This window comes from Phenylobacterium sp. SCN 70-31 (assembly GCF_001724605.1).
In the GTDB taxonomy this organism is placed as follows: domain Bacteria; phylum Pseudomonadota; class Alphaproteobacteria; order Caulobacterales; family Caulobacteraceae; genus Phenylobacterium.
The window spans coordinates 1-25489 of the sequence record NZ_MEEX01000033.1 but is presented as its reverse complement, the minus strand read 5'-3'; the positions used below and the strand labels follow the sequence as shown (position 1 = coordinate 25489).

Here is a 25489-nt window from a genome sequence, read left to right as displayed (position 1 = left end):
CAGACCCATGAACTTCAACAGTATCCGCATCGTCCGCATGGCGCGCCCCCTGGGTGATCGAAACTGCAACGATCAGCGCGGCCGTAAGTTGCGTGGAATCCATGACGGCGCGATGTCAGACGGCGAAGAACGAACGGCCCGGGATCGCTCCCGGGCCGTCATACGGACTTGGCGTCCCCGCGGGCGCGGAGACGGGTCGTTGCGCGATCAGTTCCGCGCCGTGTCGACCAGCTTGTTCTTGCCGATCCAGGGCATCATGGCGCGCAGGCGCTGTCCGACTTCCTCGATCTGGTGCTCCGAACCACGGCGGCGCGTGGCCTTGAAGCTGGGGGCGCCGACCGCATTCTCCTGCATGAAGTCGCGGACGAAGCGGCCCGACTGGATGTCCTCCAGAACCTTCTTCATCTCGGCCTTGGTGTCGGGCGTCACGATCCGCGGGCCGGTCACGTACTCTCCGTACTCGGCGGTGTTCGAGATCGAGTAGTTCATGTTGGCGATGCCGCCCTCGTAGATCAGGTCCACGATCAGCTTCACCTCGTGCAGGCACTCGAAATAGGCCATCTCCGGCGCGTAGCCGGCCTCGACCAGGGTTTCGAAGCCCGCGCGGATCAGTTCCACGAGGCCACCGCACAGCACGGCCTGTTCGCCGAACAGGTCGGTCTCGCATTCCTCGCGGAAGTTGGTCTCGATGATGCCCGAACGGCCGCCGCCGATCGCCGAGGCATAGGCCAGGCCCAGGTCCATGGCGTTGCTAGAGGCGTCCTGGTGGACGGCGATCAGGCAGGGCACGCCGCCGCCCTTCTGGTATTCGCCGCGCACCGTGTGGCCGGGCCCCTTGGGCGCCACCATGAGCACGTCGACCGTGCTCTTGGGCTCGATCAGGCCGAAATGGACGTTCAGGCCGTGGGCGAACAGCAGGGCGGCGCCGTCGCGGATGTTGGGCTCGATCTCGTTCTGGTAGATGCCGCGTTGCAGTTCGTCCGGCGCCAGAACCATCAGCAGGTCGGCCCAGGCGGCGGCCTCGGCGACGCTCATCACCTTCAGACCATCGGCCTCGACCTTCTTGGCGGTGGACGAACCGGCCTTCAGGGCGACGGCGACGTTCTTCACGCCCGAGTCGTGCAGGTTGAGCGCATGCGCGCGGCCCTGGCTGCCATAGCCTACGATGGCGATCTTCTTGTCCAGGATGCGGGAAATGTCGGCGTCGCGGTCGTAGTAGACGCGCATGATTGTTCTCCTAGGACAAAAGATCGTGTTGCGGCCGCGCAACGGCGTCGCCGCAAAGCCGGGGGTGTGAAGCGGTTTTTTGCCCGAACGTCAAGGGAAGGGCGGTCGCGGCCAGGCTCATGGACGCAGCCTCGCCATGGCCAGGGAGTCCACATAGGCGCCGTCGCGCCACGCGTAGTCCCGGAACAGCCCTTCCCGCTGGAAGCCGAAGCGTTCGTAGAGGGCGATGGCGCGCGGGTTATCCGCATAGACGTTCAGTTCCAGGCGCCGGACGTTCCACCATCGGTCCGCGAGGTCGACCACGGCCGCCATCAGGGCGGTTCCCACGCCGCGGCCGGCATGGGCGTCGTGGACGGCCATGCCCAGGTGGGCGGCGTGACTGCGCCGATGCGGGACCTCCCTGTGCAGGCCGATCATGCCCACCACGCGCCCGCCCGTCTCGGCCACGAGGAGACGGTTGTTGGCGTCGGTCGCGTCGAAGCGCGCCTCGCGCAGAGCCGTCGGTGTCAGCGGCGTCTGAAGCGTGCCCCAGACGGCGCGAGGCTGGTTCATCACCTCGGCCACCTGGGCCATGTCGGCCCGTTCGGCCGCGCGGACGGAAATGTCCGGCGTGTCGTTGGGGGGCGGATCCATCGGTCTCTCCTGACTGCGGGACGGACGGGGCGCCAAAGAAAAAGCCCCGTCCGGTTCCCGGCGGGGCTGGTGTTCGGTCGTCTGCGTTCGCGATCCTAGCGCACGACATCCCTCACCGGCCCGCCGGAGGCGGTCGGATCGAGGCATACGAAATGGGCAGGCGACGCGCGCATGGACGACGAATAGCCCGTCCCGGCCCGCCTGCAAAGCGCCCCGTGCGGCGGCGCGGGCGGCGGCCCGGGCGGCGGCGTAGGCGGCGGCGCGGATGCGGAGGCGCGCGAACCATGGCATCTCTCGCGCATGATCGAACGCACCGCCACCTGCGCTTGCGGCCAGCTCCGCGTCGCCTGCCGCGGCGAGCCCATGAAGGTTTCGCTGTGCCATTGCCGCGAATGCCAGCGACGCTCGGGCGGACCGTTCGGCGTGGCCGCCTTCTTTGCCCGCGACGCCGTGAGCCCGGAAGGCGAGGCCCGCGAGTTCCGGCGCGGATCCGACAGCGGCTTCGGCCTCATCTTCCGCTTCTGCCCCACCTGCGGGTCCACGGTCTGGTGGGAAAGCCTGCGTGTCGCCGACCGGGTCGCGGTGGCCCTGGGCGCGTTCGCCGACCCGGCGTTTCCGGCGCCGACCCAGGCCGTCTACGGCGAACATCGCCACGCCTGGGTTCCCGAAGACATCGCCTGATGCCGGTCGAGATCACCCCTTCCATCGTCCTGGCCGACGACGAAATCCAGATACGCGCCGTCCGAGCGTCGGGCCCGGGCGGCCAGCACGTGAAGACAGTCAAGCCTAAATCGCGGGTATGATGCAGATCACCCCTACCCTTGCCATTGGCGATGACGAATTTTCTGAGCGGTTCGTGAAGGCGAGCGGCCCCGGTGGGCAACACGTCAACAAAACTTCGAGTGCCGTGGAGCTACGGTTCGACGTTCAGGCCAGCACCCTACCCGAGGATGTGAAGGATCGCCTTCAGCGGCTCGCAGGGAGCCGCCTGACGCAGGATGGTGTGTTGGTCTTGTTCTCGCAGGGCTCGCGATCTCAGGAGATGAATCGGCAGGAGGTTCGGGAGCGATTGGCCGATCTGATCCGCCGGGCTCTCCACAAGCCGAAGCCTCGGAAGCCGACCAAGCCGACCTACGCCTCAAAGCTGAAGCGGCTTGAGTCGAAAACCCGACGCAGCGGGGTCAAGAGCATGAGGGGAAGGGTCAGGGACGAATAGGAAAAGGCCCCGGAGAAGCAACACTCCGAGGCCTTCCGTCCTATCCAGTTAAGCCGGAGTCATCTGGCTCAATGGTATTTATGCTCGCCGAACACGCGGCCCGGTGATCAACCTTTCGCGGCGGTGGGCGACATGCATCAGGTGCTCACCCCACTTGAGCCGGAACAACGCGGCATCCGCCTCCGACTGGATTTCCACGCGGATGGCAGGTTCTTCGCACCCGAATGGGACCGCTTGCCGTCCGTCCGTTGTCGTGACGATCCGCGTCACAGCCTCACCCTCGAAATCGAAATCTGAGAGCGATTGGCGACACCAGCGGGTAGCCTCTCGAAGGCGTTCGAGGGGTAGATGAAAGATCATGTCGCCTCTCGCTCGATACCCAACCGCCGCAGCTTCCGTTGAAAGGCACATCGCTCCAAACGGATGAAGTTGGCGGTATGAGTCACGTTCCCGCCGAACCGCCGAAGCTGAAGGGCGATGTAGCGTTTCTCGAACTCTTCCCGTGCTTCGAGGAAGGTGGCGTGAACCGGGATTTTCATCGTCTCCGACATCAGGCCGCTTTCAGGCGTTCGACGATCTGTCGGGTAATCCGGGGCTCCCACGGAAAGCGACCATCCGGCTTCCGAAGTTGGGTGCGGATTTCATCGATTTCCTCTTGGCGAAGCTCCCGAGCTTTCCAGTTCGGCAAAAGAGCTTCGACAAACTGAGCGACAGCCATGCTCTCGACGTAGACGCGATCACTCCCGCCCTGCCCTGCATCGATCACATAGGTGGTCGGCTTCAGGTAGACAGACAGCTTGGATTTGATGGCTTTCGCCGCCTCGTTTTTGGTTTTGCCCGACAGGTAGCCGGAGACCACATAGATACGATTGAAATTCATCCGATTTTCCTACGGAACGGGACAACATTGTCGTTGGCGATGGGTTGATTGAGTTCGAGTTCTGGTTCGGCCACAGCCTCGACGACCGGGACAGGAACCGGCTCAGGCATCGGCTCACCACCCTTCGGACCACTCGGCTGTGTCACCCGGTGATCGTAGTAGTGGTGCTCGTAGATGATCCGCTGAACCGTTTCCTGCGGAGCCCGGCGAGCCCACGGGTCGAACGCCTTTCCGGCCAGCTTGAAGCACAGCCACGCCAGCGGCAGGCCGATGATCGTCATGGCGAATGCCACCCCGGCCATGAGCCAGATCGCGGCAGTCCACCAACCAACCGTCAGCTTCCAAAGCGTTCTCAAGCGACCCTCCTGAAGAAGGGCGTCGGGCAACATTTTGGAGAGCGGCCCGACGCCCAAGTTAAGCAACTACAACCGAAGAACATGCTTCGGTCATGCCATCTATAGCGTATTTTCTGTATTCGTCAACTCGTTTCAACAACCAACCAAATTATTGGTTGGTCATCGCGAGGATAAGTAAGGGCTCAGACAGTTAACTGAGTTCCAATGTCCTCACAGAACGAAAGAGTCGAACGCCTCGGCTTCCCCTACAAACCTCGCCCATGGCAACGGGCCGTCCACCGTCTCTTTCCCGAGCACAAATACATCCTGCTGAACGCCCACCGGGGTAGTGGCAAGACGCGGGTGATGACGTATCGGTTGCTTGAACAGGCATTGTTCGCAGCCTCGCGTAATATCGAAGGCGAGGTTCACACCTTCCTCTACATCACCATGTCTCAGACACATGGGAAGAAAACGGTTTGGAACCCGATCCTAAAGCCGTGGCTGCACAAGTTTATTGAAGCTGGCCACGTTTCGATGAACGCCAACGACTTGAGTGTTTCATTCAAGGATGTGGCGACTGGACGGGTCTACGCCCAAATCCTGATGTTCGGCTTCGATGAGCCCGAGTCCATCCGTGGCCAGCACGTCCATGGGATCGTGATCGATGAGGCTCAGGAATGCCCGAACGAGGTGTTCCAAGAGATCATCCTACCGACCACCACGCAGAACGATGCGACCATCAACGTCATCGGCACGCCAAAGGGTCCTGACGAAGACAAACTCTTCTACACATTGTGGAAGCAGGGTCAGGAAGAGAAGAGCCTTTGGAAAGTCCTGAACCGGACGATCAAGGACACCGGCGAATATCCGGCCAATTGGGAAATGGTTCTTGCGACGACGGAAGAGCGTCGCATTCAACAGGAATATTATTGTTCGTTCGATGCTGCGGTGAACAACCGCATCTACCACACGTTCGACAACGAAACCCATATCAAGCCGCTGCGTCGTCGCGATGGAGCGACGATCTATGTCGGCATGGACTTCAACGTTTCGATGATGCCTGCCGTCATTGGACAGAAGCACGAACACACGCTCGAAATTTTTGACGAAATTGTTCGGCACAATGTGACGACCCAACAATTGGCCGAAGAGATCAAAGCCAAATACGGCACGCACAACGTCGTCATCTGCCCGGACGCCTCCGGCGCCCATCGGACGACACAGACCTACAACACCAATCACTCGATCCTTCAGCAAGCTGGCTTCAAAATTCTTTCTCCAAAAAAGAATCCGCTCGTGAAGCATCGTCTGATGTCGGTGAACGTGCTCTTCAAGGATGCCAGCAATCCGCCGCGTCATCGGCTCTTCATCGATCCGAAGTGCGAGAACCTGATCAACACGCTGCGTTTCCACACCTACACGGACGGGACGCGGGAGATTCCTGACAAGAAAGGTGGATACGACCACTGCGGCGACGCATTGGGCTATCTGGTCTGGCAGACATTCCCAATTCAGCTTCAGTCTGGCTTGCGTCGTTCGAGGTTTAAGCTCGCCGCCTAAGCATCCCGATAAATAACCGGATTACTTTTGTGTGAGCCGGGAATGGATGCTTTCAAGCCAAATGCTGCTTATTCGTCTCAAGACGAGATTCGGACCCTAATCGAGACTCTTCGCTTGGGCGAATACGCCATGAAAGCTGCTGGCGTTGCCTATTTGCCTAAAGAGCCCGCCGAAGAGGATGACGAATACAAGAACCGTCTCGCTCGCTCCACTTTCATCAATTATTTCGAACGCACGCTTCAGACCGCAGCGGGCAAGGTTCTCTCGCGTCCGATCAACCTCGTTGGTGCTGACGACATTCTGAAAGTCTGGTCTGAGGATATCGATCTTGAGGGCAACCACCTCGATCAGTTCCTCAAGACCGTCTTCATCGACGGTCTGGCCTATGGCGTCACCTATATCCTTGTAGACAGCCTTGCTTCGGCCACGCCGAACCGCACGGTCGCGGATGATCGGGCTCAGGGCATCCGCCCCTATTTCGTCCACGTCCCGAACAAGCGACTGATCAACTGGCGGTTCGAGCGTGTGAACGGTCGCTACAAACTGACCCTCGCCGTGATCGATGAATCCGGCATGGTCCCCGATGGAGAATTTGACGAAAAATTCGTCAACCGCGTCCGCGTGCTGCGTCCCGGCTCCTATCAGGTCATTCAGCGTGAGCCCGATCCGAACCCGGTGAAGGCAAAAGAAGGCAAGACCGTCGATGTTGTCGTTGAGGAAGGTCCCTACGGCGACACGATCCCGCTCGTGCCGTTCTACACGAACCGCACAGGCCGTTTCGAGGCTCACCCGCCCCTTCACAACCTCGCTACGCTGAACCTGCGTCACTACCAATCAAAGAGCGATCAGAACAACATCCTGAAGGTCGCCCGCGTCCCGTCGATTGTGTGGAAGCGGTCTTCGCCGGTTGGGGACACCGAACCTCAACGCACCATCGCCCTTGGCGGCAACCAGTCGTTCGAGATCGGTCCCGACGAAGAGCTTGGGTTCCTTGAGCACACCGGCGCCGCCATCGAGGCGGGGCAAGACGATCTCAATGACCTTGAAGAGCAAATGACCAAGGTGGGCTTCCAACTCGTGGCCCGCGACACGTCTGGCGATGTCACCGCGACTGAGAACACTCTGAACTCAGCCGAAGCCCATGCCGCCCTGACGGCCTATGCCGAGAACTTCAAAGATACGGTCGAACTTGCTTTGAAGCACATGGTGGAGATGGGCGGTGAACCGAACATCGAGCCCGAAGTCACCATCACGAAGGATTTTGCTTCGACTTCGACGGCGACCGACGTGCCGTTGCTCCTGCAACTGTTCTCCACCGGCGTGATCGACGCTCCCACTCTCGTGGCCGAAGCGAAGCGTCGTGGCTTGCTCGGTGAAGATGTCATTGTGTCAAACGCAGTGGTTGTTCCCGTCGCAAACACCGCCATTCAGTAAGTAAACCGAGGCTCCCGACTAAATAACTGCGGCTTCAATGAAGCTGTCAACGTTTAGGACGGAGCTTAGGGCTTTAATGACTACTGAAATTGATTGGAACGACGAATCCGCTCGTTCCGCACATATCCAATCTCTCATCGAGACTGAGGTTGCAGGCCTAAAGGCCAAAAACAACGAACTTCTCACCACCAACAAAAGCCTCTCGGGCAAAGCTAAGTTGGCTGATGAAGTAGACATCGAAAAATACAACAAAATGATCGCGGACGAACAAGCCCGCGAAACCGAACTGGCCCGAAAGAGTGGCGAGTTCGACAAACTTCTCGCCAAGGAACAGCAACGCTATTCCGAAGGTGAAAAGAACTGGAAGACCCGCGAAAGCTCGCTGGTCGGCATTATCGACAAGTCGCTTCGCGGTGAGGCCGCAGCGAAAGCCATCGCGGAAGCTGGTGGTTCTGTCGAACTCCTTCTCCCGCACCTTCTGAACCGATCCCGCCTGTCTGAAAAGGACGGCATGTTTGGTGTGGAAGTGCTCGACAAGGACAACCTGCCGATGGCCGGTAAGTCCTACGCGGACATTCTGGAAGAGTTCAAGAAAAACGACTCTTTCGCGGGAGCTTTTGCTTCAAAAGTCGCGACCGGAACAGGTGCAGCCGCCGCAAGCGGATCGAAGAGCACCACTGCAAATCCGTTTGTTCGAGGCCCTGACTACAACGTCGGCGAACAAATGCGTCTGATGAAGAACGAACCCGACAAAGCCAAACGCCTCCAAGCAGAGGCCGCAGCTAAATAGTTTTCAAATATTGCGGTTAGGCCGCGAGGAAGTGGGAGCTTAGGGCGAACCTTCTCGAAAACCAAAACCAAGAACAATTTTCGATAAGGAATATTATCGCCATGACTAAGACTCAAATTACCGATCTGGTTGATCCGCAGCTTTGGGCCAATTACGTGGCCGAAAACTCGGTCACGAACCTGAGCCTGTATCAGTCGGGCATCATTGTCCCGATCCCGGCTCTGGCGGTCCCGAAAGGCCCCTCGGTCAACGTTCCCTACTTCGCTCCGGTGACCGTCTCCAACAGCGGCCAAGGCCAACTGCTGGACGACGCCAACCCGCTGGTTGTGCAGAAGCAAACTGCTAACTCCATGGTCTCTCCGGTCCACAACCGTGGTGACGCATGGGGCTTCAACGAACTGGCTGGCTCCTATGCCGGTGCAGACCCCGTTGGCTACACGCTGGGCAAGATCAGCGAAAAGTGGAACGAGATCATCCAACTGCAAGCCTTCAAGACTCTTGAAGGTGCGGTTGCGTCGGCCTCGATGTCGGGTTCGGTGCTGGGTAACACCAACGCCAACGCCGCTACGTTCTCGGCCAGCTACATGCTGGATGCCCAACAGCTTCTGGGTGACGCCCAAAGCAAGCTGAAGGCCCTGATCGTCCACTCGGCTGTTCGCACCGCAATGCGTAAGGCGAACCTGACCGACTTCGAACTCGACAGCAACAACCAGCAAATCGAGTTCTATCAGGGTATGCGACTGATCGTGAACGATGCCGCTCCGGTGGATATCGCAAACGCCGTCTACACCTCCTACTACGTTGGTGAAGGCGTTCTCGGCTTCGCAGACGGCCACGATCTGGCATCCATCGAAACCGACCGCGACATTCTGGCGGGTGACACAAACATCACCTCGCGTCGCTCCTACGTCCTGCACCCCGTTGGCATGACGTGGGGCCAAGCCCTGACCGGCACGACTCCGTCGAACACGGACATCGCAACCGGCGCCAATTGGGATCGTCGTTTCGACAAGAAAAACATTCCTCTCATCGCAGTCCGCTGCAAGGTGGCCTAACCACCGAGAGGAACCCTCCGAGGATTTGGCCGGGGATCAGAAATGGTCTCCGGCCTTTTTCTTTTGTCCCTTCGCTAAATATGGACATGGAATTTGTTGTTGAAGATGGCACTGGTCTTGCGAATGCAACCTCCTACGCAACCGTAGACGAGGCTAATACCTATTTCGCGAACCTGAACAACGCCGATTGGGACTACTCCAATACGGAGGTTCAGGCCTACCTCAATCAGGCGACCTATCAAGTCGATCTGACCTATGCGTCTTCGTTCCTCGGGTCGAAGCTGACCGCCGAACAGGCCCTTCAGTTCCCCCGCACGCCGTTCACCGCCAATGACGGCTTCGACCGCACCGGCGTTCCCGTGGAGGTTAAGCGTGCCACGTTCGAGGTTGCCTTTCTGATCAGCAAGGGTGGCGCCCTTGTCACCAATCCTGACCGGGCCGACCAACTGAAGCGTCAGACGCAGATCGTCGGTGATCTCGAACTGACCAACGAATATTTCAACCCGATGAGCACCACGCAGACGGCCACGGTCGGTCTGGTGATCGCTCCGGTTCTGCGTCCCGGCTCTGGCTCTGGCGGCATTCGGAACATGCGTGTCGTGAGGGCCTAACGTGACCCTCAAGACCGACTTCCAAGACGCTGCTGTTCAGATCATCAACGGTGCGTTCGCCAGCCTCAATCAGGTGGCGACGATCACCAGCGTGTCGAACGGTCCTGCGAAGGCAGACGGCACGTTTGACGAGTCGGTTTCCGAGCAATCCGTCAAAGTTGTCGTCTCTTCGTTCAAGAGCACCCGCGAGAGCACGCAGCCTGTCCAAGGCGATGACCTGAAGGTCTACATCGCCCGCAAAGGCGTGTCCGAAAAACCCGACACGAACGACCAACTCACGATTGGCGATGTCACCTATTCGATCATCGCCGTGATGGTCGATGGGGCTGATGCAGCCTACGTCCTGCACGTGAGGGCTCTGTGATGGGCCTCAAAGGACGTGTTGAATATGTAAAGGCCCTTCGCCAATCGACTGTTGAGGGGACCAACAATCTCGGTGAGAGCGTTGTAGAGGCGATCAAGAAAGAGACGCCTGTCGATACAGGCCGTCTGCTGCGTGGCTGGGAATATATTCCTGCCACTGAGAGCAACCCGACCGGCCACATCGTCAATGACGTGCCCTATGCCCCGTATGTGAACGACGGGACACCGACGCACGCCGCTCGCAACATGGTCGAAAAGGGCCTCGCGACCGTTGATCGCGACTTCCGCCGCTATCTGCGGAGGGTCAGCCGATGAGTCACTTCGCTGATCTCGATACCGCGATCCGTCAGCACTTCATGGCGAACTTCAGTGAAGTGCCGGTGTATTTCGAAGAACAAATCATCACGAAAGTGCCGACCGAATATGCTCGGCTAATGGTCTCGCCCGTCGAGAGCAATCAAATCTCGCTGGCCAGAAATCCAACGGATCGTCTCTCGGGCATCGTTGCTGTTCAGCTTTTCGTTCAAGCGAACAAAGCCAATACAAACAGTCGTTTGGGCGAACTCGCTGATCTCGTAGCCACGATCTTCACTCGACTTCAGTTGGTCGATGAAGAATGGCGAATTCTTTTCCGCGTCCCGACTGTGAAGAAGGTCGGAACAAGCCCTGAATATCCACTTCATCAATGGAATGTCGTAGTTGAGTTCCTAATGGACAGTCGCGGCTAAATAATCCCAGCAAATACTCTATTCGGGAGCAATAATAAGATGGCTGACCAATTTAACGCCGCGTATGACTCGTCTCTAACGGCCCTTCGTTTCCGTCCAGAATCGAACGTCGGCGTGGCCGCGAGCGGCGCCTACTACGAACTGGAAATTACCGACGAATCTCTGGTGAACAACCGTGAGACTGCCGTCTCTCAATCGTTCCGCAGCGACCGTCAGGTTCCGGGCGTCACCAAGGTCTCTGAGACCAGTTCGGGTGACGTGAATATCGAGACCAAATACGCAAACTCGATTTCCGAACTCTACTCGGGCGCCCTCCAAAGCAATTGGGCGAACAACGTTGTCACCAACGGTCGCACCCGCAAGAGCTATACCGTCGAAAAAGAATTCTACGATCCGGGTGGCACGGGCGACAACTTCCAAATCTTCCTTGGTGCTGAAATCAGCACGTGGTCGGCTGAACTGGCAGTTGGTCAGTTCTTCACGCAGACCTTCGGCTTCACCGCACGCGACTACGAGACTGGAAACGCCACGATCTCCGTCTCGAATTCGAACGTGATCACGGCTCCGGCGACGAAGTTCATGAACGCCGTTGAAGAAGACATCGTGATCGAAGTGAATGGTGTTCCGCTCGAAAGCGGCATCATCCAAAACATTCAATGGACCCTCGACAACAACATGCGTGAACAACGCGGTATTGGTTCGACGGCTCTCTCTGGCATGGGCTCGGGTCGGTTCTCCGTCACTGGCACGATGCAGGTCTATTGGAACGGCTCTAACCCGCTCTACACGGCCTACAAGAACGAACAGTCGGTCGAACTTGACCTTGAAATCCCTGACCCCGATGGCAACGGCTATGGCTACACCTTCCACAGCCTGTTCCTGCAATCGGCTCCGGCTGGTGCTTCTGGCCTCGACCAAGATGTCATTCTGGAAATCCCCTTCACCGCAACGATGAACGGCGATCCTACTCCGAAGACTCTGTCGATTCGCCGTTTCACTGCGTAAGCAGTTCGACGCTCCTGAATAAATAAGGGCGAGGATAATTCCTCGCCCTTTCTTTTTGGAGCGATACATGGATTTCAGAACTATTTTCCAAAAGCCCGACGCCGCAGCCGTGGAAGTGAAACACGATGGCGGTGTTACTTTTTACCTCTATCCCCGTGACCATTCGTCGGCCCAAGCGGTCCTACAACGCAAGGCCAAGATCGACGTGCTGCGTCGTGCGATGAATTTCTACAATGACAAAGAAGGCGAGTTCATGGATCGCGTGGCACGCCACTACGCGACGATGGATGAATACAGCCGCTTCATGAATTCTTTCTACGCGGCCCACATCGCTGGTTGGTCTGATCTCGAACAGGACGGTGCTCCGCTGCCTCATTCCTATGAGACCGCTTTGGGCCTGTTGGAGTTCGACGCTTTCCGCAATTGGATCGAAGAAAAGATCAACGCACTCGCGGATGACAAAGCCGAAGCGGCTCAACTCGACGAAGACATTAAAAAAAAGTCGTCCGAAGAATAGTCCATGACACCAAGTGGGGCTCAGTAATGGGCCTCAACACCATTCTTGGACGAACCAAGCTCGCACAACGACCTTTTCTGAATGTTTTGGAGAACACCTACTACGAAGCATTCCTCCTTCTAACACAAGACCGACCACTAAATACTGCTGAAGGAGGTATTGGATATATCCCGCTATCGAGCAAGCAATGCTTTCTCGAAATGTATCCCGAATTTGATCGCGACTCGTTCGTGTCGATCATCACCGGGATCGATCTGGAATACGTCCACTACCTTCATCAGGAGAACAAAAAGAAGCCTCAGACGGGACGGAAATAGTGAATGGCCGACGTATCGACACTTACAATTGACTTCGAAGGTAGTCGTGCGAAATCCGGCATCAATAGCCTCGACCGCGATCTAAAGAAGCTCGAAAATTCTGCGGACAAGACAGAGAAGTCACTGTCTAAGGCCGGAACCAGCGGGTCTAAGAGCATCGGTCTCTTGGGCGGGGCCGCTGGTGTTGCTTCGGCTGGTCTGGCCGCATTTGCCGCCGCTGTGGTCGCCACGGGCGCCGCTTTCGTCAAGACCAATGCCGATTTCCAACAGCTTCAGGCTCAGTTGGTCACCGTCACCGGATCGACCGAAAAAGCATCCGCTGCGTTCGCCGCCCTACAGCAATTCGCCAAAGAGACCCCGTTCAGCCTTCAGGAGGTGACCGAGGCCTTCACGAAGATGCAGGCCTACGGCCTGAAGACATCCGAGGAATCCCTACGCTCGTTCGGCGACACTGCGTCCGCCATGGGCAAGAGCCTCGATCAGTTCGTTGAGGCCGTCGCCGATGCCGTCACCGGCGAGTTCGAGCGACTGAAAGAATTCGGCATCAAATCGAAGACCGTGGCCGATGGCATCGTGTTCACGTTCAAGGGCGTGTCCACCAAGGTCGGCAAGGATGCGGAGTCGATCCAGAACTACCTTGAGGGCATCGGTAAGACCGATTTCGCCGGATCGATGGAGCGTCAGGCTCAGACGATCAAGGGCGCCTTCTCGAACCTGACCGACAGCATCCAACAGACGTTCTTCCAGCTTGGTGAGAACGGCCTGAACGACGCCATGGTTGGCATCATTCAGTCGGTCACCGATGCCGTTCCGAAAATCCGCGATTTCATCGCCGCGTTCTCGGACACCAGCGGCCTGAGCACCTTCATCACCGCCGTTCAGGAGGTGATCGCCAACATCCAACAATGGATGGGGCAGACCACAGAGTTCGCCGGTGTGGTCGCCACCAATGGCGAGCACATCATCAATGCCTTCCTGACCGCAGCGAAGGTGGTGGGCGATGTGGTCGGAACCATCGTCTCGGGCCTGAGCGAGATCGTCAAAGCCGTCTACGACGCCGGTAAGGCCACTGTGGAGGCCTTCCAAGCCTACTTCGAGACCGGCGTAGGCAAGATCGTGAAGACCACCATGATTGGCGTCGTGAACGCCATTGAGGTGGCGGTCAAATTCATCGTTCGTGCCGTGCTGGCGATCCCGAAGGCCTTCATTGAGGCCTTCACGGCTGCGGCCAAGACCGCAGCCAGCTTCTATACGCGTCTGAACTCCCTGATTAAGGGCAACCTCGGGGCCTTCGCGGGCTTCGGCTCGGAAGTCGCTGGCTACCTCGGCAAGCCGTTCGAGACCCTTGGCGATCTGGCCAAGGCGACCGTCTCCGACATCAACACCGCGATCAAGGATACGAGTGCCGGTAGCATCACGGCGATCAAGGAACTCGGCAACGCCTATCAGGAAGTCGATAAGAAGCGGCGTGCCGCTGCGGAGGCCGCCAAGGCTGACGCTGGCAAGTCGGTCGATATGTCGGCTCTCAACAGTTCCATCGTCACGCCGAAGAAAGATACTTCGGTCGAAGACGAGAAAGCTCGCAAGAAAGCCGCACAGGAACTCAAAGACTTCGAGAGCCGCGTCAAGTCGCTCACGGACACCTATGCCCCGGCCATCGCTCGCAATATCGAGTGGACGCAAGCACAAGCCGATTTCAACCGCCTCATCGCCCTTGGTGATGAAGGTCTGAAGAAATATGGCCTCACGGTCGATCAGGTGAAAACCATGATGGCCGATGCGAAGGAGACGATCAATTCGAGCTTCTTCGACAAAGCCCTTGCTGATGCCCGGTTCGACGAAGCCACGATCAAGGCCTCGGAATTCTCCGATGCGGCCTCTGTGGCGGCTGAACAGGTCCGCCAGATCGGGCGTGCCGCCAAGGAAGCCCATGAGGCCCTGTCACCGGCTCAGGAAGCCGAACTGAAGTCTCAATTGCAGATCAACGAGGCGACTCGTCAGGCTATCGAGCTTCGTAAAAAACAAGCTGACGCCAACGAAGATTTGGCGAAGAGCACCCTTTCGCAAGTTCAGGCCCTCAATGATGAGGCGACCCTTCTCGACTACACGGGCAAGGAACGCGACCGTCAGCAAAAGCTTCTCGAATTCAAGCGTTCGGCTGAAGCCTCCGGTGCGAGCATCGAGGCTCAGGCAAAAGCCTTGCGTGATTACACGGCGGCTCTCGATGGCCTTGAGGCCAAGAAAGAAAGCCTGAACACTTTCGCGAACGGTGCGAAGCAAGCTCTCACCGAATTCGCAGAGAATGCCGAAGATATCGCCGGTCGCAGCAAGGATGCCATCGGCGGCATCTTGGGTGGGCTCGAACAGGGTTTCCAACAGTTCTTCAAGACCGGCAAGTTCGGCATGAAGGATTTCCTGAAGACCGTCGCCGATGAAATGGCTGCATTCGCCGCCAAGGGCACGGTTCTGCTGCTTCTGAAGCTGTTCGGCCTCACCTCGGGTGGTGGCGGCATCTTTGGTGGTCTGCTGGGCGGTCTGTTCGCTGATGGTGGCTCGCCGCCGGTTGGCCGCGTGTCGGTCGTTGGCGAACGGGCGCCGGAAGTGTTCGTGCCGAAGGCTCCGGGCAACATCCTCAACCGCTCGCAGCTTCGTGCTCTGGGCGTCGGAGCCAACGACAACACGTCGGGTGGCAACAAGACGGTTGTTGTCAACTTGGGCGGCATCAACATCGAAGCTGGTGCGAGCGTCACTGCGGACGATCTGGCTGCATTCGGTAATCAGATCACTCGCAATGTCGGCAACGAGATCATGGACCAACTTCGACACAATGGAGTTCTTTACGGACGATAATTATGGCTGTGAATTTTCCTACAATTTCGATCCCACCGGACACTGAATCGGTTCTGAGCTACGAACTTCGCTTGCTCACCAATGACTATGGTGATGGCTATCAGTCACGCACGCCTGATGGGATCAATAATCTCGTCCGTATCTACAGCCCATCATTCCAGCACATCACCTACGAAGAAAAAAATACTCTTCAGGCGTTCTACAAACAGCATGCTCCTGTCGGGAATGCCTTTGTAGTGCCCGTTCTTCCCGAGGATGAGACGGGAAACACCACAGCGTTGTTCATTTTCACGGGCTCGCCGCCTGTGTTCAAAGCCGACGAAGGCGGCGCCCTTTACAACGTCACGTTCAGCCTTCGGGAAGTGTTTGGTGAGTAATGGCCACCATCATTTCGAAGGATCGTAGCCTTCGGCCTCAGTCGGCCCTTGTCTACCTGTATGAGCTTGATCTGAACACGTGCCGCGTGCCGGTCAATTCGGTTCTCTACATTTCGCCTTATCGCAATGGCACATCGAACATCGTCTTCGATGGTCAGGAATATGTCTATGCCGATATCAGCCTGAGCGGTTTCACGGCTCAGGCGGGCGGCACTCTGCCCAATCCGGTCCTGACCTTCACCGGCGGTGGCCCGGCTGACGCATTGCTCTCGATTGCCAACCGCAGCGGCCTTCAGGGCATGAAGATCACGCAGAAACGAACCTATGCCTCGTTTATCGACGGCGGGGTGAATGCCGACCCGACGCAATTCCGCACCCGCACGTTCTTTTCGAACGGTCTGGCTGGAAAAACAAAAACAACTTTGAAGCTGAAACTGACGCCCGGTTTCGGGATCGAAGGTATCAACGATCTCGCGACACGCACGCTTCAGGTCGATACCTGCATGCTTAAATATCGTGTGTGGGATGGGTCTCAGTTTGTCTACACGACTCACGCGGATGGCGGTTGTCCGTGGGGTCAAACCGACGAACAGGCGAACTATCCGACGCTGAGCACTTGGGGCACGCCGTATTTCGACAGCACGAATACGGAAGTCCCGAACCCTGAACAAGACCGATGCTCGCTGAACGCACAGGGCTGCATGGCCCGGTTCCCGACCGGCGACATCCCGATTGAGGCAATCCTGTCTCAAGCTACGAAAGACTGCTGATGGCGATCACCTACCAAGCTTCAACAAAAGAATTCCGGTTCGACCGTGGCGAGTTGCTGACGCAACAAGTCGCCCAACAGGGCGTGTCTGTTCTTCTGTCGAAGACCTTTGTTGAAGGTGGTGATCTGGCCTCCCGTTTCTACAACGGCGAGCGTTTCGGCATTTCTATTGGCAACCAAATTGGCCTGACCTACGGCGAAACTCTGCTGACGGGCAAGATCATCGACTATGGCCGCGTGCGTGCCGATTTCGATCCGAGCCGCATTCAGCGGGTGGTTCGCTTCGTCAATGGCGAGAGTGGGGCCAAGGGTATCAAGGAAGGTATCGAGGGCGTTCCTGAATCGAAGATTCAGAGCGTCATCATCAATTGTGAAAAAGCACAGGACCCCGATACCGGCGAAGCAAAAATTCATGGTCTCGACCTGAAGGAAACGGCTGTTCCGTTGCTGGCAGGCGTTGGCTTGCTTGCAGCACCGTCGATCTTCAAACTTTTTTCTAAAAAAGACCCGTTGACCGGCAAGGAAATCGCGTCGGCGACCAAAGAGCGGATCAGTGCCCGCGACATCCTCAACGAAGAGCCCCAATCCCTCTACGTGCTTCACGTCGATGAGGCTGGCGAGAACATCGTTCAATCTCGCTTTGTCGATTACTTCAACAAAGTCGCTGAGATCGACGTTGAAGGCGGCAAGGGCGGTAAAGGTGGCAAGGGCGGCAAAGGCGGCGGTGGGGGCGGCGGCGGCGCCGGTGGCTGCGGCAGTGCCGGTGATGGTGGGGATGGCGGAAGCAATGCCGTCTCGAACGCGGCCACGAAGGATTGCGACCCGATCTCTTCCGTCAGCTATGCCCCACCTCCCGAGAAATCTCGGGACGGCATGCAATTGCTCATCCATCACGGTGAGAGCAATCGCTATTGGGAAGAGCCGATCAGCCTGAAGGGCAAGAAAGACCTTCAGCTTTCGATGGGGTTCGACGCGTTGAATCTCAAAGAAGAGAAAACGTCGGCATCGGGAACGACTTCCTGCCAACTCAATGGCACTATCTCGTTCAAGTGGTGCATCATCGCTGATGACAAGGTATTGTCCGAAGGCACGATCAGCGAGAGCGGATACGCAGAAAATTTCTTCACGCGGATGTATAATGTCTCGCTGGCTGAAGCGGTCGCGGCGGCTCGCTCGCTGGCCGAAGGTGCGTCGTGCTCGCCTTACGACTCCACCTACACCGATGCCAAGCTTCGCATCTACCGCACGGACGATCCCTTCACGGCTTCGACCGATGGCTATTTCGAAGGCTACGACTTCACCGAAGGCTCGAACTTCGACAACACGCCCGTGCCTCACGAGGCTCCTGTCTCTTGCCCCAAGACCGGCAAGATCGATGACGACGGCAAGGCCCCTCGCGTCCGTCCCACTGGTTCGTTCGGAACCGAGAAATGCCCCGAACCCACGAACTCGGGCGGTGATGGGGGCGAATGCGAAGATGGTGAGGGCGGCGCCGGTGGAGCCGGTCAACCGGGTGAGGATGGTCAGGACGGTCAGGACGGCTCGAACGCCACTGTCACCCTGACGGGTAAGGACGGAGCCAACAGCACCGTAGACCCCTCTGCACCCACGCTGGTGGTCGATGGGACGCGTGACGGCATCTTCACCGTCGATACGGCCTCGAACCCCTTCCCGAGCTTCACAGGGGCTCTGGGGAACGGTTCTACGGCCAATGCGGTGACCGTCACCCTGCAACTGTCTTCCGGCAGTGGTTCCGTGGCTGCGAACAACACCTCTGCCCCGGCCACGTTCAATTGGGATGGCGGCTCGAAAACGGCGACGATCTCAGGCCCGCTTAGCAACGTGAACGACATCCTGCATGGCACTCTGCAATACGTGCCATCTGATCCGGCTGATAAGACGGTCGATGTCGCCTACACGGCGAAAATTCAGGACTCGGACGGCAAGCAAGGCCGGGTCGATGGGACCCTGACGCTCTTCAACAAAGACGTTCAGCGGGATGCCAAGTCGGCCAACGCCAGCGTCACGATCACCGGCACGAACGGTTCGATCCAATTGCTCGCCAACGGCGTGGCGATCTCGAACGTGGTTGCCTTCAGCGGGAGTATCGGAGCCACCGGCACCGCCGTGGTCAACTCCATCAACGCGATCAAGACGACGCCGGATTATTCCGCCTCGGGCTCTGGCGCCACGTTCACAGTCTCGGCTACGTCGGGTCTCGGCTCTGACGCCAACGGTTGGAACATCACCGCCAATACCACGGGCGACATGGCCCTCTCGGGTGGCTCTTCCATGCTCGATGGCGGTGTGACCAAGAACAAGCTCGACAAGGGTCTGAGCAACAAGCTGTTGGGTGCGGCCAAGCTGGTCCTGCCCATCCTTGGTGCAGGCCTGATCGCAAACACGCTCTACAAATCCCTGTCGCAGATGTCTGTGGAATTGCCCGAGTCCGTCTCAGGTGAAGACCCGAACATTTCTGTTCTCTACCAAGGCCAAATGGTCATGGTTCCGAACAACTATAACGCGAATACGAACCAATACACAGGTAGTTGGGACTACGAGACTTTCACCGGTCCCGTCTACACCGACAATCCGACGTGGTGCTTGCTCGATTTCATCAACAGCAAGCGTTACGGAGCGGGCAATAACATTCGTCTCAGCACCGAACAGCGGAACCGGCTGCACCAAGACCTATATGCGGCCTCGGTTCGTTGTGACGAAACCCCGCCCGATGGTCGGGGTGGAACGGCTCGCCGCTACACCTTGAACACGCAGATCGCCAGCCAGACGCGGTTGGAGGTGATCGAGAGCATCTGTTCGAATTTCCACGCTCAGCCGGTGTGGACGGGCGATGGCCTGCGGATCATTCAGGATCGCCCCGATACGCCGAAGCTGGTGGTCAATCAGACCAATGTTCTGAACGACGCCTTCTTCAACTACACGGGCGGATCGTTGGACTCCACCTACAATTGGGTTGATGTCACCTACAACAATCCTGACGATTTCTTTGCCCTGACTCGCGTCACGACTTATGCACCGAAAGACGTGGCTCTAAACGGCGAGCGAAAGAACTCTCTCGTGCTCTTCGGATGCACGAATGAAGCGATGGCTAAGCGTCATGCCGCGTGGGTTCTGCAAAATGAAAACTCGAACCCTCTGATCGTCACCTACACGGCGGGACCAGATCACTCCGACCTGATCCCCGGCGATCTCATCGTGATGATCGATCCCGAGGTTGAGGGACCTGACGAGTCAGGCGCCATCGGCGCCCGTGTGCTCGCGAACCCGTCACCGGGAGTCTACACGCTGGACCGCTCCGGCGGGGTCTCTGGTCACACGGCTTGGTGGGTCGATGAGGATGGGGCTGTTCAGAACGCAGTCGCCACGTTCTCGGGCAACTCGATGACCGTCTCGGGCACGATCCCGCTGATGGCCGTCGTCAACACCACGAACTCGGCAATCGCTGCGGACAATCTTTGGAAGGTTTTGAGCTTCACCGAAAACGGCGATGGGACGTTTGGCATCTCAGCGGTCAAACACAACCCCAATAAATATAGCCAGATCGATGATTTTCAGAACATAATCTAAGGATTCTATGGCTCTCTCTGGTTCCTATACTTACGACAAATACGGCGTTGTTTCGTGCCCGATTAGCATTCCGTCGCCCTCTGGCTACGGATCGACGGAACTTGCCGTCACGGTCGATGTGGGAGCCAATCACGGCAAACTAACCACAGACGGCACTCTCGATACGATGGGGTCATTCATCCCCACGACGGGACGCTTCAAGGTGGTTGGCACGGCTACCGAGATCAACGCCGCTTTGGCCACCCTTGATTATTTTGCCGACACGGCGGGCTATTTCAGCAACATCGCCGCTCCCGTCTCGCTTCAATACCATAGCAACGGTTCGTATATCTCGAACGCGACACTGACGCTGGTGGCGAACGCTCCGGCTTATGCGTGGTTGGATGCTCCCGATTCCGACGATAAAAACGTTCAGTTTTGGCATAATACCAATGCCTCAGTGAGCATCGATCTTGGTGGCGGCTTGGTTACATCGAGCCCCCTGACGCTACTTTCGATTAGCCCGAAGGCAAATTCAACCATTGGAACTGGAACCGGTTTCATGGCGAATGCTCAGACCGAACGCTATAACAGCGAAAAGGTTGGCACCGGCTACACGCTGTTCGCTCCAACGGATGTGATCGAAGCAGTCCTGAGCGACCTTCTTTACATCCCCGAAGATGGCGTCTGGTCTCAAGAATTCTACGCGAACATAAGTTGCGGCGTTGACGGTGCTCCGGTTCTCTCCGAGACGTTCCGTGTTTACAGCTACGGTTCCATCACCGGCTCTCTGGACCAATCCAAGAGTACCTTGGAAGATGTAGGATTCTATCTCGACCCGGTGACTATCACTGGACCTTTCGCTTTCCCGACCAATACGGTCGTGTATCAGGCAAACCTAACTCTATCCGAATCTAACGCCGCAACCATGTCGGCAGATGGAGCGACATTTAACGCTAATACCGGCGTGCTCTCTGTGTTTGGTACAGCAAATGCGGTAAATGCCGCGATTGCAAACGTATTTGTAAATCCAACCCCCAACCGCGATCAGGATTTCACGATCTCCTATGACGTTTCGAGCAATATCGGAATGTTGTTCACCGGCACCGTATCGGTTGACGTCATCGCGATCAACGACGCCCCGTTTTGGAATCAGGACCAAAACGTTCGCCTCTATACGGAAGACGTACCTTATAATTGGTCGGCACAGCCCATCATCATCAACGAGGTTGAGAACGATCCGGTCAGTATGACGCTGAGCATGGTCGAAGTTCTCAACATGAATGCTGTGGTCCTAAATGCGGGTGTTCTCTCATCCAATGTCGGCGGCGGCTTCAACGCTAACACGGCCACTTTCACAATCGGTTCCAACAGCGTCTCTGCGATAAATTCGGTGCTCGCTACGCTGGTGTATACACCTGCCGCCGAATATAGCTCTGTATTTGGGCTAAAACTTCATCTCTCTGACGGGGAAGACGCCCGCGAGGGCCTTATCTACATGATCGGCAATGCCGTGGACGACCCAACGGTTATCATGTCCTACCCGGTCGCCGGAGTTACGAATTATACCTATGACGCCAACGCGAGCGTGTCTAATTCTTCTGCCAATCGCTTCCCAATGACGGCGATAGACGTTGATGACTCAAACTGGCCTACCTACCGACTGCGGTATCAGTGGGATTCATTCAGTCGAATGTTCATGCGTCTGAACAACACCGTAACCCATGGAATGACATGGGATGGCACTGGATATACCAAAGACGCGAACCTGTCCGTAGTGGCAAACACGCTTCAACAGTTTGCCTTCGAGCCAATGTACACGTCGTCTCTAACTGTGACGAATGGTGTACAAACTCATACGACGTATACAGAAGACGTTCCGCTTAGCCTTCGCCCACTTCGGCTCAATTTCCCGAAGAAATATGATACTGTTACGGCCCCACCAGCATCGGTCACAATCAGTGTTGCGAATGTCGGCTCCGGTTCGAGTAATGCTACTGGCACGTATACGGTGTCCTTGTCTCCAAAGGGAGCGTTCACCTTGGATAACGCGAATTCCTTTGCTCGCGTTGAGTTCTCCGGCGGCTACGTATCGATTAACGGACCAGCCGGGAATGCCACCGTAGCCAATGGCTCATATGTCCAAGGAACACTGTCAGATGTAAATAACGCAATTAGCCAGCTTCAATTCGTACCCGTGGCTAATTCTATCGCCCCGGCATCGATCACGGTGTCAGGCTATGCTCGGGATGTCGATTTGAATACCTTCAATATTCCTGCCTCGCAGATTATTTCCATTGGCAACGGAACGCCAGTAAATGATCCATACACACTGACGTGGCGTAATCAAGCCGGTGCTCTTATCGCCAATTCTACATACGTGATCTATGGTCCCACTTCGGCTGCGACTAACACGTCTCTTCGGATCGAAACAGTAGACCCGATCACAACTTACGAGAATGTCTCCGTTCAAATTTCTGTCGTGAACGCAGCGGGAATGGTTGGCTCTGCCGGAACATTGAATAACTCGTCGGTCTACGTTCTGAACGCCAATAGCAGTCTTTCCGCAATTAGCAACACCTTGGCGACGGTGCAGTATCGCATGCCGATTCCGCTCCCCTCAAATGGCTGGGCACTCAGCAATGGATATGTCGTTCCGGGCGCCACTGGTCCGGCTGCGACCGGTAATACAACCTTAGTGGCCAATAGTACCGCGTCATTGTTTCCTATTGATGCCAACAAGGTCACGCAGGTTACGTTCGCGACCGGACTCGAAAATCAATCTCCGGTAACGTTGGTTGGACGCGTTACTGACAACGTGAACGCATTGACGCAGTACGCCAACGCTACGATCTATGATGTTCATGCGAATTCTGCCAACATGGCATACGATGTCGTTATGACGCTGTACCAGCGTGTCGGCACTTTCGACCCCATAACACCGGACCCTTATACAAATGTCTCGGTCAATCCTAACACCAATCCTAATCCTTCGACGGAAGTGATTCTTACGTCGAACAGTATATCGAGTCTTAATAACACGCTGTCAAATATGACTATGACTGTAGCGGCGAGCCCGTTTGTTGACACCCAGCCCGATTCTCCAAGCTTTATTTTTGCCTTCCGCGTATATTCGCCACTCGGCTTGATATTGAACACCTCTCAGAGGTATAGGGTGGACGTGTCATGAGCCTAAGTGGAACATTTTCTTATGATCGTTATAGCGATGTGGCTTGTCCACTTTCGCTCACGGCTGACTATGGTTTCACCGGCCTTGAGCTTGAGATCGATTTTGGTGGTGGAGATAGGGGTTTCCTAATCACGGAGACCGCTGATGTTTCTGTTTCTACGCCAGATGCTGGAATTTTTCGTGTCGTCGGTACCGGTAATACGATCAATTCGGCCATTGCTACGCTCCGTTATATTGCGGATGTAAACGGGGCTGTTCCTACCGTGGTTGGCAATGTCACCGTTCGAGTTGAAGGCACCGGTACGCTGCTGGCTATGGGCACGGCTACGTTCACTCCCAACATCGCCACCTACCCAAGCTACTCGTGGGAAACGCCTCCCTTGGGATCGCAGACCACGGTGAGCTATAGCGGCACGTCGCCGGTGACGGTCGCCTTCCCGAAAGTCTCCACTACATCGGAGTATTCTCAGATTGAAATCACTCACATTGGAAATTTCACCGGGGCGAACGGGAGCATCATTGCCCCTGTTACCGGCGAGTTCGTAGGCAATTCGATTGCAAACGGTGGCGTGACTCTCTCGGGCTCCACAGCGGCAATCAATGCTTATTTGTCGGATATCGCATACGTTCCGGCCAGTGGGGGATATGACAAATATAATATCAGGGTTTACGGTGGATTCGCGAACAGTGTTGGCGTGACTTCCACAGTCGAGTTCAATTTTACCGGTTCGCTCGCGGTTCCTTCCAGCTACGAACGCGTCTCTGGCGTATTTTATACGCTAAGTGGAATCTCAATTGGACCGCCGGGTAATGCGGCAGCGGCCACGTATACCGTGAACATTAAATGTGATGGGGCCGATGCGTATTCTGTTACGCCCGTTGGTGGGGTATCTGCATCCTCTGATCTCACAAATGGAATTACAATTACAGGCGGTAATCGGTCTGATACCAATGCAACGCTTGCTACATGCGGCACACGCATGTTCGCGGATGGCAATGTTGTGGTAACAGCCTCAAATTCACTCGGCTTTATTAGCACGAAAGTGATACCGTATGCTGATATCTCTGCGTCATTCAGTTATGTTGGCACTATAGATGCGACTCCGGTTGGAAATACATTTGTTATTTCTTTCCCAGCCGGAACACAGGCTGGTGATAGAGTTATTATTACGGATTTCAATAACAATAATAACTTGGCCCCGAGCCTGCCGTTTTCTGGTGGTGCGGGCGGGACGTGGTATGGCACGGCCCCAGAGCTATTTGTGTCATCAAATTACGGTGGTGGGCGTTTGCTTTTCGCACATAAGGCGGTGCAGGCCGGTGACCTTTCGGCCACGCTCACTTATCCAAACGCGAATGGATATGTCCGCCCATGTGGCGTTGTTTATCGCGGTATTGCAAATGCATCCACGAGCGTGTCTCGTATCGCCGTAAACACAACCGGCACTCCTTCTTCGCTGAGTGTTGCCTATGCGGCTCCGTCGCCAAACACTGTTCGCTTGGCGACGTTTTTGCTGACGGATCAGAATTTGGGAATTAGTGCTTCGGCGAATGGATCATTCGTGCAGCGGACTTTGAACAATTTCAACGACTCAAATTGGCTTCGTGGAGCCGCCGATAGAGCACCCGATGGTAATGGTGGAACAGTAACGTGGACCACTTCGACATCGGGTGGTAACGCATCTATCGGGATGGGTGTCGTGTTGGAGCTTAAAGTTTAGCCTACAATAAATAAGCCATCAGACTAACGGTGGCTTTGTATGTATGAGAATCGAAATCCCGCGAAAGAGAACATCACCTACTATCGTGGCGATGGGCAGAATTTCGAATACACGATTGAAAATACCAACCTGACCGGAGCGACTTTGCTCTGTCAGGTGCGGGAGAGTGCCGATTCTCCGAAAAAATTGCTCGAACTGACGCTCGATAATGGTGGCATCGTCATCACCGATCTCGTCTCGGATGACGTGACCCCCTGAAACTCAGCCAGGAATAGCTAGAGTCCGCCCGACCAAAGGACGGACGAATGAAGCGATCAAGGTTCACGGAAGAGCAGATCATC

26 protein-coding genes are annotated in these 25489 nt (G+C 56.6%); 21 read left to right on the top strand and 5 right to left on the bottom strand.

Going from position 1 to position 25489, the window contains the following annotated elements:
- Nucleotides 1-207 precede the first annotated feature (207 nt).
- Nucleotides 208-1227, bottom strand: a complete 1020-nt coding sequence (gene ilvC / locus ABS78_RS19950) for a ketol-acid reductoisomerase (RefSeq protein ID WP_293383592.1) — start codon at nt 1225-1227, stop codon at nt 208-210.
- Nucleotides 1228-1344: 117 nt separating this feature from the next.
- The gene (locus ABS78_RS19945) at nt 1345-1860 is read right to left on the bottom strand and encodes a GNAT family N-acetyltransferase (protein ID WP_293383589.1); all 516 of its coding nucleotides are present in this window, start codon (nt 1858-1860) and stop codon (nt 1345-1347) included.
- Between the two features lie 300 nt (nt 1861-2160).
- Here ABS78_RS19945 and ABS78_RS19940 point away from each other — a divergent pair, with 300 nt between their 5' ends.
- From ABS78_RS19940 to ABS78_RS19925, 4 genes are all read left to right on the top strand, one after another.
- On the top strand, nt 2161-2541 hold the full coding sequence (locus ABS78_RS19940; protein ID WP_293383586.1) for a GFA family protein: 381 nt from the start codon (nt 2161-2163) through the stop codon (nt 2539-2541).
- Nucleotides 2541-2663 carry a hypothetical protein gene (locus ABS78_RS19935; protein WP_293383583.1) on the top strand — a complete coding sequence of 41 codons (123 nt, stop codon included), beginning with the start codon at nt 2541-2543 and terminating at the stop codon, nt 2661-2663. Before ABS78_RS19940 ends, ABS78_RS19935 begins: the two co-directional genes overlap by 1 nt.
- Nucleotides 2660-3076, top strand: coding sequence for an alternative ribosome rescue aminoacyl-tRNA hydrolase ArfB (gene arfB, locus ABS78_RS19930; RefSeq protein WP_293383580.1), 417 nt, complete (start codon nt 2660-2662; stop codon nt 3074-3076). The genes ABS78_RS19935 and arfB overlap by 4 nt, the downstream gene beginning before the upstream one ends.
- Before the next feature lie 132 nt (nt 3077-3208).
- Nucleotides 3209-3373, top strand: coding sequence for a hypothetical protein (locus ABS78_RS19925; RefSeq protein ID WP_293383577.1), 165 nt, complete (start codon nt 3209-3211; stop codon nt 3371-3373).
- A gap of 59 nt (nt 3374-3432) precedes the next feature.
- Here the strand turns inward: ABS78_RS19925 and ABS78_RS19920 are convergent, their stop codons facing one another.
- From ABS78_RS19920 to ABS78_RS19910, 3 genes are read right to left on the bottom strand one after another with little or no spacing between them, the layout of a single operon-like run.
- Nucleotides 3433-3627 carry a helix-turn-helix domain-containing protein gene (locus ABS78_RS19920; RefSeq protein WP_293383574.1) on the bottom strand — a complete coding sequence of 65 codons (195 nt, stop codon included), beginning with the start codon at nt 3625-3627 and terminating at the stop codon, nt 3433-3435.
- A complete protein-coding gene (locus ABS78_RS19915) occupies nt 3627-3956 on the bottom strand; it encodes a hypothetical protein (protein WP_293383571.1) in 330 nt (109 codons plus the stop codon). Before ABS78_RS19915 ends, ABS78_RS19920 begins: the two co-directional genes overlap by 1 nt.
- On the bottom strand, nt 3953-4312 hold the full coding sequence (locus tag ABS78_RS19910; RefSeq protein WP_293383569.1) for a YccF domain-containing protein: 360 nt from the start codon (nt 4310-4312) through the stop codon (nt 3953-3955). The genes ABS78_RS19915 and ABS78_RS19910 overlap by 4 nt, the downstream gene beginning before the upstream one ends.
- A 204-nt stretch (nt 4313-4516) precedes the next feature.
- Here ABS78_RS19910 and ABS78_RS19905 point away from each other — a divergent pair, with 204 nt between their 5' ends.
- The 17 genes from ABS78_RS19905 to ABS78_RS19825 all read left to right on the top strand — a co-directional run bounded on the left by ABS78_RS19905 (nt 4517) and on the right by ABS78_RS19825 (nt 25406).
- On the top strand, nt 4517-5854 hold the full coding sequence (locus ABS78_RS19905) for a terminase family protein (protein WP_293383566.1): 1338 nt from the start codon (nt 4517-4519) through the stop codon (nt 5852-5854).
- 42 nt (nt 5855-5896) lie between these two features.
- Nucleotides 5897-7288, top strand: a complete 1392-nt coding sequence (locus ABS78_RS19900) for a DUF4055 domain-containing protein (RefSeq protein WP_293383563.1) — start codon at nt 5897-5899, stop codon at nt 7286-7288.
- A 76-nt stretch (nt 7289-7364) separates the two neighbouring features.
- Nucleotides 7365-8078 (top strand): hypothetical protein, encoded by a 714-nt coding sequence (locus ABS78_RS19895; RefSeq protein ID WP_293383560.1) that lies wholly within the window; start codon nt 7365-7367, stop codon nt 8076-8078.
- Nucleotides 8079-8179: 101 nt separating this feature from the next.
- Nucleotides 8180-9133 carry a major capsid protein gene (locus tag ABS78_RS19890; RefSeq protein WP_293383557.1) on the top strand — a complete coding sequence of 318 codons (954 nt, stop codon included), beginning with the start codon at nt 8180-8182 and terminating at the stop codon, nt 9131-9133.
- Between the two features lie 86 nt (nt 9134-9219).
- Complete coding sequence (locus ABS78_RS19885; RefSeq protein WP_293383554.1) at nt 9220-9744, top strand: DnaT-like ssDNA-binding protein; 525 nt, start codon at nt 9220-9222, stop codon at nt 9742-9744.
- 1 nt (nt 9745) lies between these two features.
- On the top strand, nt 9746-10108 hold the full coding sequence (locus ABS78_RS19880) for a hypothetical protein (protein ID WP_293383551.1): 363 nt from the start codon (nt 9746-9748) through the stop codon (nt 10106-10108).
- On the top strand, nt 10108-10422 hold the full coding sequence (locus tag ABS78_RS19875) for an HK97 gp10 family phage protein (RefSeq protein WP_293383548.1): 315 nt from the start codon (nt 10108-10110) through the stop codon (nt 10420-10422). The genes ABS78_RS19880 and ABS78_RS19875 overlap by 1 nt, the downstream gene beginning before the upstream one ends.
- Complete coding sequence (locus ABS78_RS19870) at nt 10419-10835, top strand: hypothetical protein (protein ID WP_293383545.1); 417 nt, start codon at nt 10419-10421, stop codon at nt 10833-10835. Before ABS78_RS19875 ends, ABS78_RS19870 begins: the two co-directional genes overlap by 4 nt.
- Before the next feature lie 39 nt (nt 10836-10874).
- Nucleotides 10875-11840, top strand: a complete 966-nt coding sequence (locus tag ABS78_RS19865) for a phage tail tube protein (protein WP_293383542.1) — start codon at nt 10875-10877, stop codon at nt 11838-11840.
- Nucleotides 11841-11907: 67 nt separating this feature from the next.
- A complete protein-coding gene (locus ABS78_RS19860) occupies nt 11908-12357 on the top strand; it encodes a hypothetical protein (RefSeq protein WP_293383539.1) in 450 nt (149 codons plus the stop codon).
- A 320-nt stretch (nt 12358-12677) separates the two neighbouring features.
- The gene (locus ABS78_RS19855) at nt 12678-15524 is read left to right on the top strand and encodes a tape measure protein (protein ID WP_293383536.1); all 2847 of its coding nucleotides are present in this window, start codon (nt 12678-12680) and stop codon (nt 15522-15524) included.
- Between the two features lie 2 nt (nt 15525-15526).
- The gene (locus ABS78_RS19850) at nt 15527-15901 is read left to right on the top strand and encodes a hypothetical protein (RefSeq protein ID WP_293383533.1); all 375 of its coding nucleotides are present in this window, start codon (nt 15527-15529) and stop codon (nt 15899-15901) included.
- Nucleotides 15901-16671, top strand: a complete 771-nt coding sequence (locus ABS78_RS19845; RefSeq protein WP_293383530.1) for a hypothetical protein — start codon at nt 15901-15903, stop codon at nt 16669-16671. The genes ABS78_RS19850 and ABS78_RS19845 overlap by 1 nt, the downstream gene beginning before the upstream one ends.
- On the top strand, nt 16671-20258 hold the full coding sequence (locus ABS78_RS19840; protein WP_293383527.1) for a phage tail protein: 3588 nt from the start codon (nt 16671-16673) through the stop codon (nt 20256-20258). Before ABS78_RS19845 ends, ABS78_RS19840 begins: the two co-directional genes overlap by 1 nt.
- Before the next feature lie 7 nt (nt 20259-20265).
- A complete protein-coding gene (locus ABS78_RS19835) occupies nt 20266-23427 on the top strand; it encodes a hypothetical protein (RefSeq protein WP_293383524.1) in 3162 nt (1053 codons plus the stop codon).
- Complete coding sequence (locus tag ABS78_RS19830) at nt 23424-25148, top strand: hypothetical protein (RefSeq protein ID WP_293383521.1); 1725 nt, start codon at nt 23424-23426, stop codon at nt 25146-25148. The genes ABS78_RS19835 and ABS78_RS19830 overlap by 4 nt, the downstream gene beginning before the upstream one ends.
- Nucleotides 25149-25187: 39 nt before the next feature.
- A complete protein-coding gene (locus ABS78_RS19825) occupies nt 25188-25406 on the top strand; it encodes a hypothetical protein (protein WP_293383518.1) in 219 nt (72 codons plus the stop codon).
- Nucleotides 25407-25489 lie beyond the last annotated feature (83 nt).

Coding starts and splice junctions, on each gene's coding strand:
- ilvC (WP_293383592.1), bottom strand. CDS start 1,227: ATGCGCGTCTACTACGACCGCGACGCCGACATTTCCCGCATCCTGGAC.
- ABS78_RS19945 (WP_293383589.1), bottom strand. CDS start 1,860: ATGGATCCGCCCCCCAACGACACGCCGGACATTTCCGTCCGCGCGGCC.
- ABS78_RS19940 (WP_293383586.1), top strand. CDS start 2,161: ATGATCGAACGCACCGCCACCTGCGCTTGCGGCCAGCTCCGCGTCGCC.
- ABS78_RS19935 (WP_293383583.1), top strand. CDS start 2,541: ATGCCGGTCGAGATCACCCCTTCCATCGTCCTGGCCGACGACGAAATC.
- arfB (WP_293383580.1), top strand. CDS start 2,660: ATGATGCAGATCACCCCTACCCTTGCCATTGGCGATGACGAATTTTCT.
- ABS78_RS19925 (WP_293383577.1), top strand. CDS start 3,209: ATGCATCAGGTGCTCACCCCACTTGAGCCGGAACAACGCGGCATCCGC.
- ABS78_RS19920 (WP_293383574.1), bottom strand. CDS start 3,627: ATGTCGGAGACGATGAAAATCCCGGTTCACGCCACCTTCCTCGAAGCA.
- ABS78_RS19915 (WP_293383571.1), bottom strand. CDS start 3,956: ATGAATTTCAATCGTATCTATGTGGTCTCCGGCTACCTGTCGGGCAAA.
- ABS78_RS19905 (WP_293383566.1), top strand. CDS start 4,517: ATGTCCTCACAGAACGAAAGAGTCGAACGCCTCGGCTTCCCCTACAAA.
- ABS78_RS19900 (WP_293383563.1), top strand. CDS start 5,897: ATGGATGCTTTCAAGCCAAATGCTGCTTATTCGTCTCAAGACGAGATT.
- ABS78_RS19895 (WP_293383560.1), top strand. CDS start 7,365: ATGACTACTGAAATTGATTGGAACGACGAATCCGCTCGTTCCGCACAT.
- ABS78_RS19890 (WP_293383557.1), top strand. CDS start 8,180: ATGACTAAGACTCAAATTACCGATCTGGTTGATCCGCAGCTTTGGGCC.
- ABS78_RS19885 (WP_293383554.1), top strand. CDS start 9,220: ATGGAATTTGTTGTTGAAGATGGCACTGGTCTTGCGAATGCAACCTCC.
- ABS78_RS19875 (WP_293383548.1), top strand. CDS start 10,108: ATGGGCCTCAAAGGACGTGTTGAATATGTAAAGGCCCTTCGCCAATCG.
- ABS78_RS19870 (WP_293383545.1), top strand. CDS start 10,419: ATGAGTCACTTCGCTGATCTCGATACCGCGATCCGTCAGCACTTCATG.
- ABS78_RS19865 (WP_293383542.1), top strand. CDS start 10,875: ATGGCTGACCAATTTAACGCCGCGTATGACTCGTCTCTAACGGCCCTT.
- ABS78_RS19860 (WP_293383539.1), top strand. CDS start 11,908: ATGGATTTCAGAACTATTTTCCAAAAGCCCGACGCCGCAGCCGTGGAA.
- ABS78_RS19855 (WP_293383536.1), top strand. CDS start 12,678: ATGGCCGACGTATCGACACTTACAATTGACTTCGAAGGTAGTCGTGCG.
- ABS78_RS19850 (WP_293383533.1), top strand. CDS start 15,527: ATGGCTGTGAATTTTCCTACAATTTCGATCCCACCGGACACTGAATCG.
- ABS78_RS19845 (WP_293383530.1), top strand. CDS start 15,901: ATGGCCACCATCATTTCGAAGGATCGTAGCCTTCGGCCTCAGTCGGCC.
- ABS78_RS19840 (WP_293383527.1), top strand. CDS start 16,671: ATGGCGATCACCTACCAAGCTTCAACAAAAGAATTCCGGTTCGACCGT.
- ABS78_RS19835 (WP_293383524.1), top strand. CDS start 20,266: ATGGCTCTCTCTGGTTCCTATACTTACGACAAATACGGCGTTGTTTCG.
- ABS78_RS19830 (WP_293383521.1), top strand. CDS start 23,424: ATGAGCCTAAGTGGAACATTTTCTTATGATCGTTATAGCGATGTGGCT.
- ABS78_RS19825 (WP_293383518.1), top strand. CDS start 25,188: ATGTATGAGAATCGAAATCCCGCGAAAGAGAACATCACCTACTATCGT.